Source organism: Novipirellula artificiosorum (genome assembly GCF_007860135.1).
GTDB classification, from domain to species: Bacteria; Planctomycetota; Planctomycetia; order Pirellulales; family Pirellulaceae; genus Novipirellula_A; species Novipirellula_A artificiosorum.
Genome location: NZ_SJPV01000003.1, coordinates 651615 through 667703 on the forward strand (window position 1 = coordinate 651615; position 16089 = coordinate 667703).

General features: G+C 53.0%; 17 protein-coding genes and 1 pseudogene. 9 read left to right on the forward strand and 9 right to left on the reverse strand.

All coding sequences use genetic code 11. From position 1 onward, the window contains the following. The first annotated feature begins 186 nt into the window (after positions 1-186). The 6 genes and pseudogenes from Poly41_RS12225 to Poly41_RS34875 form a co-directional block, all read left to right on the forward strand. Entirely contained in the window at positions 187-951 is a 765-nt protein-coding gene (locus tag Poly41_RS12225) for a class I SAM-dependent methyltransferase (protein ID WP_197231254.1), read from the forward strand. Between the two features lie 90 nt (positions 952-1041). Next, on the forward strand, positions 1042-1389 hold the full coding sequence (tnpA, locus tag Poly41_RS12230; protein ID WP_146526437.1) for an IS66 family insertion sequence element accessory protein TnpA: 348 nt from the start codon (positions 1042-1044) through the stop codon (positions 1387-1389). Beyond that, positions 1386-1748, forward strand: a complete 363-nt coding sequence (gene tnpB, locus Poly41_RS12235) for an IS66 family insertion sequence element accessory protein TnpB (protein ID WP_146526438.1) — start codon at positions 1386-1388, stop codon at positions 1746-1748. Before tnpA ends, tnpB begins: the two co-directional genes overlap by 4 nt. Before the next feature lie 86 nt (positions 1749-1834). Further along, a complete protein-coding gene (locus tag Poly41_RS12240) occupies positions 1835-2233 on the forward strand; it encodes an IS66 family transposase (protein WP_146526439.1) in 399 nt (132 codons plus the stop codon). A gap of 35 nt (positions 2234-2268) precedes the next feature. Continuing rightward, positions 2269-2583: a transposase gene (locus Poly41_RS12245; protein ID WP_146526440.1), complete on the forward strand. Its 315-nt coding sequence runs from the start codon at positions 2269-2271 to the stop codon at positions 2581-2583. A 363-nt stretch (positions 2584-2946) separates the two neighbouring features. Further along, positions 2947-3408 (forward strand): annotated as a pseudogene (locus Poly41_RS34875) (transposase); the annotation flags it as partial. 33 nt (positions 3409-3441) lie between these two features. On the opposite strand, the gene Poly41_RS12255 reads toward Poly41_RS34875, so the two are convergent. Further along, positions 3442-5520, reverse strand: coding sequence for a recombinase family protein (locus Poly41_RS12255; protein WP_197231255.1), 2079 nt, complete (start codon positions 5518-5520; stop codon positions 3442-3444). Further along, the gene (locus tag Poly41_RS12260; RefSeq protein ID WP_146526443.1) at positions 5513-5707 is read right to left on the reverse strand and encodes a hypothetical protein; all 195 of its coding nucleotides are present in this window, start codon (positions 5705-5707) and stop codon (positions 5513-5515) included. Before Poly41_RS12260 ends, Poly41_RS12255 begins: the two co-directional genes overlap by 8 nt. A 785-nt stretch (positions 5708-6492) precedes the next feature. Between Poly41_RS12260 and tnpC the strand changes: the two genes are divergently transcribed. Both tnpC and Poly41_RS12270 read left to right on the forward strand, forming a co-directional pair. Continuing rightward, positions 6493-7758, forward strand: coding sequence for an IS66 family transposase (gene tnpC / locus Poly41_RS12265; protein WP_146526444.1), 1266 nt, complete (start codon positions 6493-6495; stop codon positions 7756-7758). After that, a complete protein-coding gene (locus Poly41_RS12270) occupies positions 7758-8048 on the forward strand; it encodes a hypothetical protein (RefSeq protein WP_146526445.1) in 291 nt (96 codons plus the stop codon). The genes tnpC and Poly41_RS12270 overlap by 1 nt, the downstream gene beginning before the upstream one ends. Before the next feature lie 148 nt (positions 8049-8196). On the opposite strand, the gene Poly41_RS12275 is transcribed toward Poly41_RS12270, so the two are convergent. The 7 genes from Poly41_RS12275 to Poly41_RS12305 form a co-directional block, all read right to left on the reverse strand. Continuing rightward, on the reverse strand, positions 8197-9099 hold the full coding sequence (locus Poly41_RS12275; protein ID WP_146526446.1) for a PEP-CTERM sorting domain-containing protein: 903 nt from the start codon (positions 9097-9099) through the stop codon (positions 8197-8199). A 74-nt stretch (positions 9100-9173) separates the two neighbouring features. After that, entirely contained in the window at positions 9174-9533 is a 360-nt protein-coding gene (locus Poly41_RS12280; RefSeq protein ID WP_146526447.1) for a hypothetical protein, read from the reverse strand. Between the two features lie 178 nt (positions 9534-9711). After that, positions 9712-10677, reverse strand: coding sequence for a glycosyltransferase (locus tag Poly41_RS12285; RefSeq protein WP_197231256.1), 966 nt, complete (start codon positions 10675-10677; stop codon positions 9712-9714). Between the two features lie 128 nt (positions 10678-10805). Next, positions 10806-12101, reverse strand: a complete 1296-nt coding sequence (locus tag Poly41_RS12290; protein ID WP_197231257.1) for an acyltransferase family protein — start codon at positions 12099-12101, stop codon at positions 10806-10808. 4 nt (positions 12102-12105) lie between these two features. Beyond that, complete coding sequence (locus Poly41_RS12295; protein WP_146526450.1) at positions 12106-12708, reverse strand: acyltransferase; 603 nt, start codon at positions 12706-12708, stop codon at positions 12106-12108. Positions 12709-13133: 425 nt separating this feature from the next. After that, positions 13134-14522, reverse strand: a complete 1389-nt coding sequence (locus Poly41_RS12300) for a long-chain fatty acid--CoA ligase (protein ID WP_146526451.1) — start codon at positions 14520-14522, stop codon at positions 13134-13136. Next, positions 14519-15232, reverse strand: coding sequence for an SDR family NAD(P)-dependent oxidoreductase (locus Poly41_RS12305; protein WP_146526452.1), 714 nt, complete (start codon positions 15230-15232; stop codon positions 14519-14521). The genes Poly41_RS12300 and Poly41_RS12305 overlap by 4 nt, the downstream gene beginning before the upstream one ends. A 145-nt stretch (positions 15233-15377) precedes the next feature. Between Poly41_RS12305 and Poly41_RS12310 the strand changes: the two genes are divergently transcribed. Beyond that, entirely contained in the window at positions 15378-15965 is a 588-nt protein-coding gene (locus tag Poly41_RS12310; protein WP_146526453.1) for a transposase, read from the forward strand. Positions 15966-16089 lie beyond the last annotated feature (124 nt).

A 16089-nucleotide genomic window follows, 5' to 3' on the forward strand; every position in this document is an offset into this window, starting at 1 on the left:
CTCAGCGACCTATGCGCAGCTACCGTGCCAGGGCAACCGTCCATTGAAGGATTTACGATGCCATCTGTATTCCAACTCCTACCGTTGATTGTCCAGCAGAACTTTGGCAAGCAACAGCTAGAGCGAACTCCCGAACCAGAAGCGGTGACTGACAATTCCGACAATGTGTTGCAATACGATCGGGTGATGGAAACCAAGCTGGCCATCTCCTATGCAATCGCGATTGAAACAATTTATAAAGCAAGGACGAATCCGTTTGGCGGGCGAGCTCTTGACGTTTGCTGCGGCCCCGGCCACATGTCGATCAACTTAGCCAAGGAGCTGAAACTTGACGAACTAATTGGGATCGACCTGTCAGCACCGATGGTGGACGTCGCGTCGGCAAATGCCAAACAGCAAGGCCTGAGCAACCTCAGGTTTCAGGCCGGGGACGCAACCTCACTTGATAATCTCGGTGATGCAGAATTTGATCTATCCACAATGATGGATGCAGCTCATCACATGCCATCACTGGACGTACTGAAGAAAGTACTTTTTGAGCTCGATCGCGTAACTCGTCCCGATGGACTGGTTGTGGTGATGGATTTAGTCCGCTTGCGTACAAAAGCGCTGACTGAAAAGTATGTGCAGATGCTCGGGCACGACTACGTCGAGAGAGGCCTGCCCAATTTCCTAGCGGACTTCCGCAACTCGATGTACGCAGCATGGACACCGTCCGAGTTGTCATCCGCTGTCCAATCCGACAGCCGCAGAAAATGGAATTTAGTGGTGCCACGTGGTCTTCCGTTCGTCCAGTTTCTAATTGGCCAACCGATCAACAGCAGCGCACTATTCACAAAGCGGTCTCGTCTCTGGAAAAAGGGCGAGGACCCGGTCGCCGAGAGCGACCAAGGCGATTTGCGCATGGGCCGTCTGACAATGGCGACCGCCTCCGCCCGTTCTCTCAACTAATCGCAGTGTGGCTTATAGTAAGCGTTCTATCTTCCCATGTTGACGGGAGCGGTAGCGTGGTGGGTTTCTTTCCGCGTTTCGGAGAACCCCATGGCACGATTGCCCAACCCTCAACTCGCTCAGCAGTGGCGCGAGCGGCTCGAACGATTTGCTCACTCTGAGTTGACCATCGCTGAGTTCTGTGAACTGGAAGGCTATTTATCAGCGTCGTTCTATCAGTGGCGTCGAAAACTTCGATCTGGGGAACTTCGAAAGGCACCCGCTTTTGTTCCCGTGGACTTCAATCCCAGCGATTTGGAGGGCGGTGCCCAACGGGGCGTTGAGATTGACTTGCCCGGAGGAGCCATCGTCAAAGTACCAGTCGGCGCAACCATGGCCGAGCAACGGCAACTGATCGAAGCCGTTGTCCAAGCGACCTCTGCCGAGGTGGGCTCGTGATCGCAACCGCACCGACCACCCGGATCTTCGTTTACACTGCCGCCACCGATATGCGAAAGGGATTTTGTGGTTTGTCTGGGTTGGTCAAAGAGCATTTCAGTATCGATCTGTTCTCCGGTCACCTGTTCGTGTTCTTCAATCGCAAGCGGGATTATGTCAAGATTCTCGCTTGGGACAACGACGGGCTATCGATCTGGTCCAAGCGACTTGAGCGCGGCACGTTTGAAAAGCTCACACGCTGTGCCGATGGAAACTTTGAGATCGATTCGGCCGAACTGGTCATGATGCTTCGCGGCGTCCAGATCGAAGGAACTCACCGGCGAAAGCGTTACTCGATCGATTCAGACAAAGCGGTTTAGTCGAAGCGAAGAACTCCTTTTGAAAAATACAAACGCAAGGTCGTCATCGGCCTTGCGTTTTTGATTCGGTTCGCTAAAACGGCCACATGGCTGCACCGGAGAAACAAGACGACTTGCAAAGCGTGTTGAGGTTCAACGCCGAGCTTGTCGAAACGGTTGAGCAGTTACAAAAAACCAATCAGCAACTTCGCGACGAACTGGATCTCTACCGCCGCAAATTGTTCGGACAATCTTCCGAGCGGCACGTCGAAGACGACTCGCAGTTGCACCTGTTCGATGTCGCCGAACCGGTAAGTGCAGAAGACGAAGATGACGAGCTCGATCCTCCGGAGCCTCGCAAGAAGCGGCGACGCAAGAAAAAGTCCGAGAAGCTACCGGCTCATCTGAAACGCAAGATCATCGAAGCGGACGTCTCGCCTCAAGAGCGAATGTGTTCTTGCTGTGGCGAATGTATTGCCTCAGCTGAATCTGGAGTTGTCTGCTGATCGAGTTATTCTATGGTCCAAAGGAGGGCCTCACGATGACACGATCTCGACGAACGTTCACTGCCCAAGAAAAACTGACTGCCGTCCGACGATATTTGATTGATAGGGTTCCTGTTTCGGACCTTTGCGATGAACTTGGCTTGCAGCCGACGCATATTTACCAGTGGCAAAAACAGCTCTTTGAAAATGGCGAGTCGGCGTTCACCAAGCCGAACCGAAAATCCAAGACCGGTGATGCCAAAGACAAAATAATTGAAGCTCTGGAATCCAAAATTCAGCTCAAAAACGAAGTTGTAGCTGAACTCCTTCAGGAACACGTTCAGCTAAAAAAAGAACTTGGGGAGCCCTGAAAGGAAGCTGGGAGGGAAGCGAGGCATACGCAGCTTCCCCATGACACGCGAGACTCTGTGGTCGACTATGTCAATTACTGGACCGAGCGTGCCGAGATACCCGCCAAGCAGATCGTCCAGTGGCTCGGAGTGGCGTCAAGCAAGCTCTATGACTGGAAACAACGCTATGGCAAAGTCAACGAGCACAACGGCGCGATCCCTCGAGACTTCTGGATGGAAGACTGGGAGAAGAAAGCGATTCTCGACTTTCATCATTCCAATCCACTGGAAGGTTACCGTCGTTTGGCGTTCATGATGCTCGATGCGGATGTCGTAGCGGTCAGCCCTTCATCGGTCTACCGAGTGCTTCGCGAAGCCGGAGTGATGGATCGCTTCAATGGAAAGAAATCCAAGAAAGGGACGGGTTTCGGGCAACCGTCAAAGCCGCACGACCATTGGCACATTGACGTCAGTTACCTGAACATATGCGGAACATTTTACTTTATGTGCAGCGTTCTTGATGGCTGCTCCCGCAGCATCGTTCACTGGGAAATACGCGAAAAGATGGAGGAGTGTGATGTCGAAGTGATCCTGCAACGCGCTCGTGAAAAATATCCTGGCGCGAAGCCTCGAATCATCACCGACAATGGGCCACAGTTCATTTCGCGTGATTTCAAAGAGTTCATTCGCGTCGCCGGGATGACACATGTCAAAACGTCGCCGTACTATCCTCAAAGCAATGGCAAGATCGAGCGCTATCATCGCACGATCAAAGGCGATTGCATTCGGGTGACCCAGATTGAATCGGTCGAAGATGCTCGTCGTATCGTCGAAGAGTATGTCCGGCATTACAACTCATCTTCAGACTGCGCGTTTGTTCTAGAGGTCGGAAAAATCGAGGTTTTGTTGTTTCGAGTTTGGTCCCGCGGCCCTTCGGCCACGGTTCCTGCGGGCTTGATCGCATACGACACGGGCTTGGTCGGTCGCGAGGTCGCTGCGGTTCAAAACCCAGGGACCATCCGGCAACGGATGGCAGGCTGATATCTTTCCTGCTTCAACTGCGATCCGCAGGGTCTTGGCACTGATAACCAGATGATCGGCCGCTTCGCTGAGTGTCATCCAGCCATTTTTCTGTTTCTCTTCAGGACAAAGAATTGAGATGCCGTGATAGTTGCGCAGCGATGTGATCCGCTCTTTCGTAAAGCGATTGCCCCGACCGGTTCGTAGTCCATTGCGATTGAGTACTCCAGCGATATGTTGATCAGTGCAGACTCGCGACAACACTCGAACCGCCTCGATCGTGTCAGGTGCAGTAACGGTTGCCTTACCTCGTTTGCGGCGTGGCACCGATAGTTCGGTATGAATGCCACCTTGCCAATGAATCACTAAATTGATTTCGCCAGCAACCTCATTCAAATCAACAACGATCTCGCGAATCAGCGTACGTATGATTCGCTTCTTCAAGCGTTCACTCGAACCTTCGTCTTGCCAAATCAACTCGATGCTTGAAGCCAAGTCTTTGAAGTCGTCGGCCGTGATGTCCGACTTCGCCGGTGTTGCAGACTCCTCCTCGACGATTCGCTGCTTGATGCGATCGACTTCCATGAGTGCATGATTCCAACGGCGTTCCAGTTCATCGGCAACCAGACGATTCTCGGGGTCAGCCGCGTCGAATTGCTTTTGAGCACGGGCGGATTCGTACTGCGCCGCCTGGAGATCGCGATGCAGCGCCGATAGCACCGCATCGGCTTGTTGTGAAAACTGTTCTTTCGCCAAAACTGATGCCTCCAATGCTGCAGGCTGAAGCACTCGAAGAATTTCACGCGACACCGCTGCATCGACAGGAATGCCTCCGAAGGCAATGCACTTCGGTTCCCCCGTATCCATATTCCCACGCAAACAGGAGTAGCGAACGAAGCGGTTCTTACCTCCACCACTGTAAGCGACGGTCAGCTTTCGTCCACAGCGACCGCAACGAAACAGACCGGTCAGCAACGCCGGGCCACGCTTGACGGCACCTTTGGCTTCATAGCCACGGACGTTTTCGGCGACCATCGCTTCGATGCGTTGGAAATCCTCCCAGCTAATATAGCCTTCATGATGGTCCTTGATCAGCGAGACCCACTCTGACATCGGTTTGCGACGCGAACTCTTCTTCGCTTTCCCATTCTCGTATCGGTTGCCATGCTCCGTTTTCCCGAAGGCGTAAGCACCTGCATAACACGGATTGCGAAGAATGTTCAGGATCGTTGAATTGCGAGGCGTTTTCCAGCTCAACTCGCCGCGTGCGTTTCGCTTTGGCATCTTGATCTCCTGCTCGATGAACCACAACATCACCTGCCGAGCGCTGCCAAGCTCGAAGAACTTTTTGAACACCAATTCAATACGTTGCTGGACTCGCTTGTCGGGATCTTTTTCGATGCGTTGATCGGGCGTTTTCAAAAACCCACCACAGGCTGTTATGACCAGTTCTCCTCGACGTGCTTTTTCATAGCGGGCTTCAAGTGATCGCTGCCGCAGCAAATCGAGCTCATATTCATTGAGACTACCCTTGAGTCCCAACAGCAACCGGTCGTTGCTGACACGCGGCGAATAGACTTGCTCGTGATCAACGAGAACGGTATCGACAACACGGCAGACTTCAATCAATTGCTGCCATTCGCGACTGTTGCGTGCGAATCGCGACAACTCTCTCGCCGCGACCGCACCCACTTCGCCCATGCACACGTCAGCGACAAGACGTTCAAAACCACTTCGCGTGATCGAACCGGATGCACTTTGGCCCAAGTCCTCGTCGATGACTTCGATGTCACTCCAACCAAGACTCTCGAGTCGCTGACGCATCGCATACTGAAGGCGTTTGCTCTCGGTATTGCTGACGACCTGGTAGGTCGATGACTGGCGGACGTAGAGAATGGCTTTCCGCGAGACATGCGCGGGTTTGATTTTATCACTCATCAATCAACTCCTTTTGATCTTTCGAATGCGTTTGGTCGCTTACGAATTCAGCAATCAACTGAGCCAGCATCGATGCGACTTGATGCCTGACTTTGGCCGGTAGATTTTTCCACTGCGGACGATTGGTCATTGGTCGAAACAGGTCGAGCTGTTCGTGCTCGACCGGCTTTCGGGGGAACTTTTGCATGAGCATCTCCTTGACGAGGTGAGGAAGAATGCTCTGGTTTTATCGCGAACCCAGTCTTGGAACTGACCGCGTGTGTAAGCAACGCCTTCAACCCAACGAGAATGCAACAACTGACCACCGGCGACTGGGTGGCGATCATTGCAGCACAGGCTGTCGTATCAAACATCCAAGCTGGGACATCGATCCACCGCTGGCGATTTCCAACAGAGTACTCCACTCGAATGGACACCTCGGTCTCACGCCGAATTGTTCGGATCGCGTCGACGGATCGTTCAAACCAAGGGTGCCAGCGATAGTGAACCGTCAGCTTGGTATTCTGCACATTGTGTAGTAGCGTTGTACAACGAAGTTAGACTTCACAGCGCGATCGGTTATGTAACGCCGCACACGAAGTTAGTTGCCGAAGAGAAAGAAGTCTTTGCGTCGAGAGACCGCAAACTGGAGAATGCACGCGAGAAGCAACGCATTCGCCGGCAACAATCACAGGCCGCTTGATTGCTTCGGCAATCATCGCGGGCTACGATAGAGAAACCTAGCCGGAGGATAGTGCAATGCTGGGAAGCAACCCGAGCGCCGAGTGAGGTCCAAAGTCGAAGGAGTGCGGCGGTGGGGATATCCACTGCCGCATCTTTTCCCTTCGATTTTGGCGCAATGCGAAAAATCCCAGGGGGTTTGGGGGACTGGTCCCCCATGAATCACCAACCGTTCCCATTTTCAATTTCAACTTGATGGAATAGCGAAGGCCAGCCTCGACTCCATTTCACGCTGAACCAATACACGAAGAGATGCCCATCATTGGCACGGACATCAGCGAGCGGCTGGATCTGATTCCCGCCGAACTCTTCGTTTGGGAAATCCATCGTCACAAGCGTGCCTGTGGCAGATGCAAAGAATCCATCGCGCAAGTGCCTGCCGGCGAGGAGCCTGGCGGACTAACGACTCCGATCCCCGGTAGCGATTACGGCTTCGGCGTTTACACTCAAATCATTGTGAACAAATTCGCCGACCACCTGCCGCTTTATCGCGGCGAAGACATCTTCGCCCGCGCCGGGATGCTCATCCCACGCAACACCCAGTTCGGGATGCTGGCGAACATTGCAGCGCTGGTCAGTCCTCTGATCGCGTTGATGAAAGCACGAATCGTCTCTGCCAGCATTCTTGGCGTCGACGACACGTCGGTGCGAATGCAAGACCCGGCACTGCCCGGCAAGATGCGGACGGCACGCTTTTGGCTCTACCGCGGCCGTGAAGATCATCCTTACAACGTCTTCGACTTTACCGAGAGTCGAGGGCGAGACGGACCGGCAGCGTTCTTGAGCGATTTTTGCGGCCATGCGGTGGTCGATGCTTATGGGGTTCACAACGGAGTTTACTTGGGAGCACAGGATCAAATCTTTGCCGCGTGCTGTAACTGTCACGCGCGCCGAAAGTTCGTCGAGGCAAAACCGAACGATCCGGTTGCCGCTGCGCGAGCGATGGCGACGTACCGAGGACTTTATGATGTCGAAGACCGTGTGAAGGAGTGCTCAGCCGATGAACGCCTTGAACTACGTCAGCGGGAGTCGGTCCCGCTGATGAATGAGCTTCATGATTGGCTGATCGAAAAGAGCAACGATCCGCGCGTGCTGCCGAAGAGTTCACTGGGCAAAGCGGTTCGTTACGCTCTGAATCAGTGGGACGAACTGTCGGTGTTTCTTGGCGACGGAGCAATACCGTTTGACAACAATGAAACGGAGAACGAGCTTCGCAGCCTGACGATCGGCAGACAGAACGGGTTGTTCGTCGGCTCACATCGTGGAGGCGAAGTGGCCGCGGCGATGCACAGCATGGTCTCTTCGGCGGCGCGTCACCACTTGGATGTTTGGGCTTACGTCGATGATTGCCTCCGTCAGCTTGCCAGCGGCAGCACGGACTACGAAAATCTCCTTCCGGACGTCTGGCGAGCCTCGCATCCGGAATCGATTCGTGTGTATCGCGATGCCGAGAAGAAGTCGCGACGGCTGACGACTCAGCAACGTCGCATTCGTCGGCGTGAAGCGAGGGTGGCGTGATGTCGGACTTGACTGAGCGAATTCAATTGACGCGTGAACATCGTGACTTGATTCTCAGGTACGGCTACGTGTCAGGCCGTTTGGAGGCGTCGCTTCGTCGCTGGCCGAAGGATCAAATGATTCGCCGAGTTGGGATGACTCGGGTCGAGTTGCAGTGGCTGATCGGCGACTTGAGCCACTCGTGCGTCAAAGGCAAAGCAGGCCGCGACGTAGAAGCGGTCAATGACCTGTGCGAGCACCTGGAGTACGCCCAACGAACCGGCGACGGCGACTTGGACATTCTCTGGTAGCCGACGCCACTCAGTCGGACCTACTCAGGCTGGGGAGATAGAACGCTTACGACCGCTGGAAAGAGTCTACGAAAGCAACAAAAAACCCCCGTCCGATATTCGAACGGGGGCATGATTGATCACGGTAGCTTACGTGCTCTGGGGCGCATCAAGCACTGCGACGACGACGGAACCCAATTAAACCAAGTCCCATTGCTCCAAAGATCGCTATCGAAGCTGGCTCTGGAACAACATCAACATCCACCGTGAAGTCGACATTGTTAAAGCTTTCGTACGGTGTGACGACGGAACCCTTTGCCAACAACGACCCAGACCCGCTGATATTGGCTTGTGCCGCACCATCAAAAACGGTGTCAACCAAATTGAATTTCAGCGTTGGTACTTCCGTACCTGGAATAACGTTAACGCCAACGTTGAAAAATCCACCAATTGAACCTAGGGCACCGGTACCGATCGAAACGATGTCGTCTGAGAATGCAAAAGCCGCCCAACCCTCACCAAGCTGGCTTAGAAACCCAGCCTCGAACAGCTTCGTTCCGTCGGTAGCAGTAGCAATTGACGAGTCGAGTGTCCCACCTTCGCGAGTGTAGTTAATTAAAGCTCCGCCATCGTAAAACGCGGCCATCGAGCGTGAATCCCAAGTCGAAAGCTCAGCTCCAAACCCAGGAAGGGCAGCGGAGATCGCGAGTCTCGAAGCCGCATCAGTAGGCGCGAATCCAAATGTGTAAGCACCAGGTCCTCCTCCTTTTGCAGCAACCTGAATAGCAAAAGAGCCGGTAAACTCGTTATTTCCGGATGTTAAGCCAACTCCCTCAGTCGTCCCAATGCCATCCAAGTACTCAATGGTGTTGATCGAAAACTGCCCTATAAGGACGTCACCAATATCAACCGTCGTCGCTCCACCTGCTTGGTTGAAAAGGCTATCGCCACTATTATCCGACCAAAGCTGAGATCCGTCAGCGGCATCGATTATGCTGAGTATGCTCCCTGCCGAAGCGGTCACGCCCGAGATCGCTACAAAAAGCGAGCTCAACAAAAGTGTTCTAAACATTAAAGAAATTCCTTCAAAGAGTGTTACTAAATACCGTAAGATTCAAAAATTAACAGAGAAATTCATACGGCTATCTAAGAAGGTTTCAGGAGACCGTCCAGAATCGGACAGGGCGGCAGGGTCGCATTGGCGAGCGTGACCACCCAAAGAGGTGTTGGCTTTGGCAAAGCGACCAAGCCGTCAAACAGAAGTGCGGAAGAACTGAGCGAAGGACTGACGCTGACGGCGACACCGGACATGCCGGATGACTCGCCCTGATCAACATTACCACGTTCTTGCTCTTGCTGCTGAGCTGCTTTCATGTCGGCAATCATCTGTGCCGAACAAGCGCCCAAGTTCTTCTCCGCTGGCGACTCGCCCATGATCACGCCAGCATCAGCGCAGCGGACAGCCGCGAAGATCGCAAGGACGGCGAGAAGAAGATGGAATCGCATAACATCAATTCTACGGGTTGTCCGGGGGGATTGCAATCCACTGAAGGCAGTAAACTCAAAATTCCTGAATCCTGCACGGGTGCATTTGTACATGCTGTGCTTTTGGGGCAGGCGTGCGCCGAACAGAGTCCACTACGCTGGGCGGTTCGAAAAACGGTATTTTTTTCTCTATCGATCGCTAAGAGGAGGTCAGACCGCTTCTTGGCACCCGCCGAGAAGGCACGAGCGGACCTAGTCCTCGTGCGAGCAAATAGGTAGCAACGAGCACGGCTGCGGGCAAGATTTTTCCGAAACGCCTGCGTTTAACGAGTGCGATGGCGAGCGGCAGTATTGTTACGCCGATTCCGATCGTAGCGAAGATCACCCAACTTCGAAAACCACCGACCACAATCGAAATCATCAGTAGGAAAACAGCAAGAGCGACTACCAAGGTATAGGACAGTGGCAAAAACAAACTCACACATTCGCCCACCGTCGTGCCGCGTTTCCATGCACTTCGGAAATTTCCTTGACTTCGCCACATTTCTCGCTGAAAAAACTCGACAATCGTCTTCGACTCACCTAAGTGTCGTACAGAAAAATCATTGTCGCGACGGAGTTCGCCCCGGATCGCGAGCCGATAGCTAAGATCGGAATCCTCACAGGTTGCTAGCGATTCATCGAAACCACCCAGATCATCAAAAACCGACTTCCGAACCGCAAGATTGAATGCCGGTAACCAAAGAACCCGATCCGAACTAGCCTTCACTGAGGGAGCAATCATTTCGACCCAGACTCGCTCGACCCAGGGTGCGTCCGGTGAAGCCGGGCCTTGAATTGCTCCAACGGCAACGACGGTGGACTCGGCCAAGTGTTTCAGCATTTGACGAAGCCATCCACGCGGTAAGACGCAGTCAGCATCAACAAACGCAACCACATCCGCGTTGAACTCAGCGGCGCCTGCATTGCGAGCCCGGCCGGGATTTCCGGGAAGCACATTGACCACCGTCGCTTTGCAGCGACGAGCGATTTTGACGGTCGCATCCGTGGATGAGTTGTCAACCACCACCAGCGAAACGGCAACCAAATTCTTGAGTTCTTCGGCCTGAGCATGTAGGGAAGCTAAGCATGACTCCAGATGCAACTCTTCATTTCTCGCTGGCACGACAAAAGATACTGTTCTAGCTGTATCACGACAAAACTGATTCAATTCGTTCTCATTCTGAGGAAAGTGTCCATCTTGCCAACTCGCTGATTCAAACATTCAATCGGTAGATTGGGGACGCCATTTTTCTATTGGGCAAAATGGCGCGCGCCCACTTTAAGCCTTTGCTTTTGGTAACTAGCTCCAAATAATCTTCTACCCAGTATCGATCGCAACTTTTGTGGTTGGATGAGCCGCTTAACCAAACTGCAGAGCAATGCCAACAAGACGAAATAAACCACAAGATTGCAAAGCAAACGAATAAAGCCCTGAGGTACATACGCGGTCCACAGCGGTGACACTGCGTATATGAGTGGCATGTGCGTCAGAAAAACAAGCAAGGTATTCGCTGCTAGGAAGCGCACAATGGCTACCGTCTGCGACGAGCGAAACACCAGAAACGCGAGCAACGTGTAGATGGTGTATTGCAGTGTGACACTCGCGGATGTCAACAATAATGATACGGCTTGGCTCGCGGCAGGAATGCGTCCAAACGGATTCATTGCAGTAAAATGAAACTGCTTTGCGATCCATGTCCAAAAGACTGCGAAACCTGTCAGCAATAAAAGACTCACCATTGCGACTTGCTTAGTATGAATCGAATCCGTCGCAATTAACTCCGCTCTGAAGATCAAGTCCTTTGTCGACTCGATCGTCACTAGCTGTCCAAAGTACCGACCGAACAAAAATACGACTATCCAGTTCGTCATCAGCATGTAAGCCGTGTAGTCTCGGCCCGCGGCCATAACCAGCGAGCGAATCACAATCTCGATAACTGCGGTGACCATCAGCAGCGTGACAGTCACACGGATATGCCGAAAAAACATGGCCCAGGCAATCAAAATATGAAAGTACGTTCCAACATACCATGTTGTTGGATTGGCCGGAAAAGCGTTTTCCCAAAACACGTTCAAACCGAGCGCAAACGGTAAATAATTCGATTCGTTCAGATCACCAATACGAGCACATTGAATCACACTCAGCACGCCTGCGATCAGCAGCCCAAACAGAGCAACTTCGAAATAGCGATTGAATACGACATGAGAAGGACGCCGGGTTTCTATTGTCAGGGTATACCCAGTGATGAAGACAAAGAAGGCAACACCAAGCTGCTTAAAGTTGAACGGATTAGTGGTAAGCGGAATCACCATGTGTGCGCCAGTATGGCCCAAAATGATTAACGCCATACCAATTACTTTCATCCAGTCGATCCAGGCCTCGCGTGGGCGAGGCAGCAGTGAGTCCCGAGTGGCCTGTAACGAGCCGGCGGGAAGTTGCCTGCTGCTCGTCGCGAGAGGCTGGGAAGTTGCGAGTGGCGAGTGGCGAGTGGCGAGTGGCGCTGAAGATGAAGGGGGACCTGATGACGGCTGTTCTTGCTTTTGCATCTCGCTACTCCCCATGCGTCGCTTTCTCGTCGCTCGCGTCTCGTATCTCGCGGCTTTCAAACAGACGCCGAACAAACCTCGCGGGATTCCCTGCCACCATCACATGATCGAGAACCCTTGCGGACGTCACCGCTCCCGCCGAAACCAAGGCCCCCTCACCAACATCAAACATCACGACAGTTCCTTCGCCAACCCACGCATAGGCACCGATTACCGTGACTTTCAAATCAAGACTGTCTGGAGTGGTCCAATGCCCATTGCCATTCAACACGTGATGTGCACCGCTACTCAAAATGCTAGACCGACTGCCGATCAAACAGCCTTGCTTCAGGTGAACACGTCCCAACAACGCATAGTTCCCAATGAACACTTCTGATTCAACGGTGGCTTCGCGATGGCTAATAATTGAGCCAAATTCAATTTGGCATTCCCAACTGCATGAACGGAGCGTGCCACAATAAAACGCTCGACGCAGGCACATTCCCAAGAAACCAGGTAGCAGCGCGAAGCATTGACCGCACGAATGAAACATCCGCTCATAGCCATCGCCTCGGAGCGTTTCAAGGTAACAAACCAAAACGGCTGGTGAAACGAGGATCCAGGACAAGAAATTGACCACAGTTTTGGTCACGCAACGGAGGCGGGAATCAGGCTGAGACATCAGTAGCGGAATTCGCAGAGAATTGCAGGAGGGCATCTTGAGACATTATCAGTAGCGGAATTCGCAGAGAATTGCAGGAGGGCATCTTGAGACATTATCGGTAGCGGAATTCGCAGAGGATTTCGGGAGGGCATGAGGATATCATGAGTCATCAGTAGCGGAATTCGCAGAGAATTTCGGGAGGGCATCCAAAACGCTAGTCTTAGCGTGCATTGCTGTTGGTCGTGGAGCGGCGTTTTACGTTTTAGGGTGGGCGACAAAGTCCGAAAGTCTCTGCGACTTCCGCCACGTTGAGACGTGCGTGGAACGAAAGTCTCTGCGACTTCCGCTACGTTGAGACGTGCGTGGAACGAAAGTCTCTGCGACTTCCGCTACCTTGCTCGCTTGAACCGATCGGTCACCATGGATCCGTCGGCAATCGTGATCTTCACCGGAATCGCCTCTGCGGGCAACCGATCCTTGCAGTGCTCTCGCATCCGTTGCTTCAGTTCACCCAGCTTCATCGACCCGCTCAACGTCAACCTCGCCATTACCACTTGCCCCATCAACGGATGTGCTTGGCCACTGACGGACGCTTCGGAAACCACGGGCATTTCCAACAGCACACTCTCGACTTCCACGGGTGAGACTTTTGTTCCACCGACGTTGATGAAATCCGATTTTCGTCCCAATATCTTCATCCAATCACCACGTACGTCCACTTCATCATTGGTATCCATGAACCCCTCGGCATCGAATGGCGACGGCGCGTTTAAATACCCCAGCATCGCGGTGTGGGCTTTGACCCACAACCGTCCATCGACGACCTTGGTTTCATAGCCTTCGCCCCCGACCTTCATCCACAACGAACCATTGTTCTCGGACTTCGATTTCAAAATCCCCAATTCCGTCGTTCCGTACGTTTGCAATAGCTCCGCGTTGGGAAAGGCTTCGCGAAGCCGCGCCAGTACACTCGGCGGCATCGCTTCGGATCCGTAGGTAATCCGCCTTAGGGATGACAACTCAAAACTCTCGCTCACATTCGACAAAAGCAACAAGTTCAAAAATGTGGGTGATACCGGCAACACTTCGATCTTGTAGTGCTCGATCGCCTCGGCAACCGCTTCGGGTGTTCTGGCGCGTGGAACCACCAGGGTGCCGCCATGCGAGAGCACATACATCGATGTATTGACACCACCAATATGGTCGATGTGCATGAACGCCATCATGTTCCCGACTTGGCGAGGTTGTGAGTATCGCAGTCGCAATCGGTCCAAGTCCTGAACCGCCGCCTTCGGATCGCCAGTGGTTCCAGACGTAAAGAGCACCAGTCCCGCATGTTTTTCAGCGGAGAGTTGATCATAGAGGGGGTGCCGATCAGAATCATCGCCACCGTAGCGGAACTCGCCAAGAGTTTCGGTGGTTTCGCTGCGCGGATCGAAAGTCTCTGCGACTTCCGCTACGTTTTTGTTCTTGTCCACGGCGTGCGTTACATGGGCGATGCTCATCAAGCGATTGATTCGCGGCTTGGCATCGTCGGGCATCGGCACAGCGACCGCTTTCATATCCGCCAGCGTCACGAACATCGCCACCGATTCAGGCGAATAGCGTCCTGGAAACGCGACGACCGAACGTGAGGTCACTCCAGCGTCGCGAAGTTTTGCCTCAAGACGCCGCATCATTTCGACCATTTCCCCGTACGTGACCGTCTCATCGTTTCCGCCACCCGCAAAGCAAACACGATCTCGATATTCGGTAAGCGTTGATTTCCAATCGTTCATCCCGCACCTCCCAAATAGAGAACTTGCCCGGTTACAAAATCGCTTCTTGGATCGACAAAAAAATCGATTACGTTGATCACATCTTCGACGGTCCCCCAGCGCGGGATCGCTTGACGTGCAATCAGAGCCTCGAGTTTTTCTTCGGCGATCCCACGAATCAGATCCGTACGGACCGGCGTGGGCCCGACGACATTGACCGTAATGCCCATGGGCCCAAGCTCTTTGGCCAAAACCCGCGACCATTGTTCGATCGCCGCTTTGGTTGCGGAATAGATCGCTTCGCCTTCAAGACGATAGGGAACGGCGACGGTCGAGAAATTGACGATTCTGGGGTTTGTACCAGACCGCAGCAAGCGAATGGCGGAATGGGTGATCGAAACCATCGAGTTCAGGTTCAACTCGACCACGTTGCGAGCGATTTGAGGGGGCTGCAGAGCGACCGGAGCCATCGAGGCAACGCCGGCGTTGTTGATCAGCACATCCAAGCCGCCGTGTTCTTTACGAACCGTCCGCATCATCGCCGTCACTGCATCCGCATCGTTAAGATCCAGAGCAAAGTGGCAGAAGTGATCGGAATCGATCGGCGGCAGCGACCGAGAGCAGCCGATCACCAGAGAGTCGGCCGCCAAAAAGTGTTCGGCGAGCGCCAGCCCAATGCCGCGGCTACAACCGGTGATCAACACACGTCGTTTCGTCTCACAATTACTCATCGTAGCGGAATTCACAGAGAATTTCGTTTCATGCAATCATCACAATCATTGTAGCGGAATTCGCAGAGAATTTCGGTCCGAGCGTATCCAAACCCACCGAAACTCTCTGCGAGTTCCGCTACAATGATACCCGGGGAATCTGATCATGGACTCTTCATCACAATCACGACTTCGTCGATTGCCGGCTGAGTTTTATCGGGGATACGCATGGGTTCATTGGATCATGACCATCGACGACCGTCGCACGGCCTGGCTTGACGGCAAGTTCTATTACAAGTTTCGAGAAATTCTGACTCATGTTGCGTTTCGCAATCAGATTGCCTGCCCCATTTTTTGCATGATGCCCGACCACATTCATCTTCTTTGCTGTGGTCTAGCCGAGTCGACTGATCAGCGGGTTGCAATGAAGCGGCTTCGCTTAGACGCGAATGATTGTTTGAAACGAATTGGCTACAGCTTTCAGCGTCAACCGTATGATCATGTGCTACGCGACAAGGAACTGGAAAAAGATGCGATCGAAAGCGTCTGCGACTACATTGCTCGCAATCCAGAACGCAAAGGATTGGTTCCGATTGATGGATTTGCAGACTATCCCTATACCAGTTGTTTACTGCCGGGATATCCACAAATTCGTCTATTCGAGCCAACAAGTTGGGACACCGTGTGGCGAACGATCTCATTTTTAAAACGCACCCAATGCTTCCACACTCCTGATCCAAAACGCACCCCGTAGGGACCGTCCGCAAATAAACTATCGAGGTTTGCATCGCTTGCGTGGTGCGATTTCATAATTCCAATCGCCATGGAATGCGTTACGCTTGAGTTTGATTTCTGACATTTCGAAATCTGTAATCTTG

Coding starts and splice junctions, on each gene's coding strand:
- Poly41_RS12310 (WP_146526453.1), top strand. CDS start 15,378: ATGGACTCTTCATCACAATCACGACTTCGTCGATTGCCGGCTGAGTTT.
- Poly41_RS12225 (WP_197231254.1), top strand. CDS start 187: ATGGAAACCAAGCTGGCCATCTCCTATGCAATCGCGATTGAAACAATT.
- Poly41_RS12240 (WP_146526439.1), top strand. CDS start 1,835: ATGGCTGCACCGGAGAAACAAGACGACTTGCAAAGCGTGTTGAGGTTC.
- Poly41_RS12270 (WP_146526445.1), top strand. CDS start 7,758: ATGTCGGACTTGACTGAGCGAATTCAATTGACGCGTGAACATCGTGAC.
- Poly41_RS12260 (WP_146526443.1), bottom strand. CDS start 5,707: ATGCAAAAGTTCCCCCGAAAGCCGGTCGAGCACGAACAGCTCGACCTG.
- Poly41_RS12245 (WP_146526440.1), top strand. CDS start 2,269: ATGACACGATCTCGACGAACGTTCACTGCCCAAGAAAAACTGACTGCC.
- Poly41_RS12255 (WP_197231255.1), bottom strand. CDS start 5,520: ATGAGTGATAAAATCAAACCCGCGCATGTCTCGCGGAAAGCCATTCTC.
- Poly41_RS12280 (WP_146526447.1), bottom strand. CDS start 9,533: ATGCGATTCCATCTTCTTCTCGCCGTCCTTGCGATCTTCGCGGCTGTC.
- tnpC (WP_146526444.1), top strand. CDS start 6,493: ATGCCCATCATTGGCACGGACATCAGCGAGCGGCTGGATCTGATTCCC.
- Poly41_RS12305 (WP_146526452.1), bottom strand. CDS start 15,232: ATGAGTAATTGTGAGACGAAACGACGTGTGTTGATCACCGGTTGTAGC.
- Poly41_RS12300 (WP_146526451.1), bottom strand. CDS start 14,522: ATGAACGATTGGAAATCAACGCTTACCGAATATCGAGATCGTGTTTGC.
- tnpA (WP_146526437.1), top strand. CDS start 1,042: ATGGCACGATTGCCCAACCCTCAACTCGCTCAGCAGTGGCGCGAGCGG.
- Poly41_RS12275 (WP_146526446.1), bottom strand. CDS start 9,099: ATGTTTAGAACACTTTTGTTGAGCTCGCTTTTTGTAGCGATCTCGGGC.
- Poly41_RS12290 (WP_197231257.1), bottom strand. CDS start 12,101: ATGCAAAAGCAAGAACAGCCGTCATCAGGTCCCCCTTCATCTTCAGCG.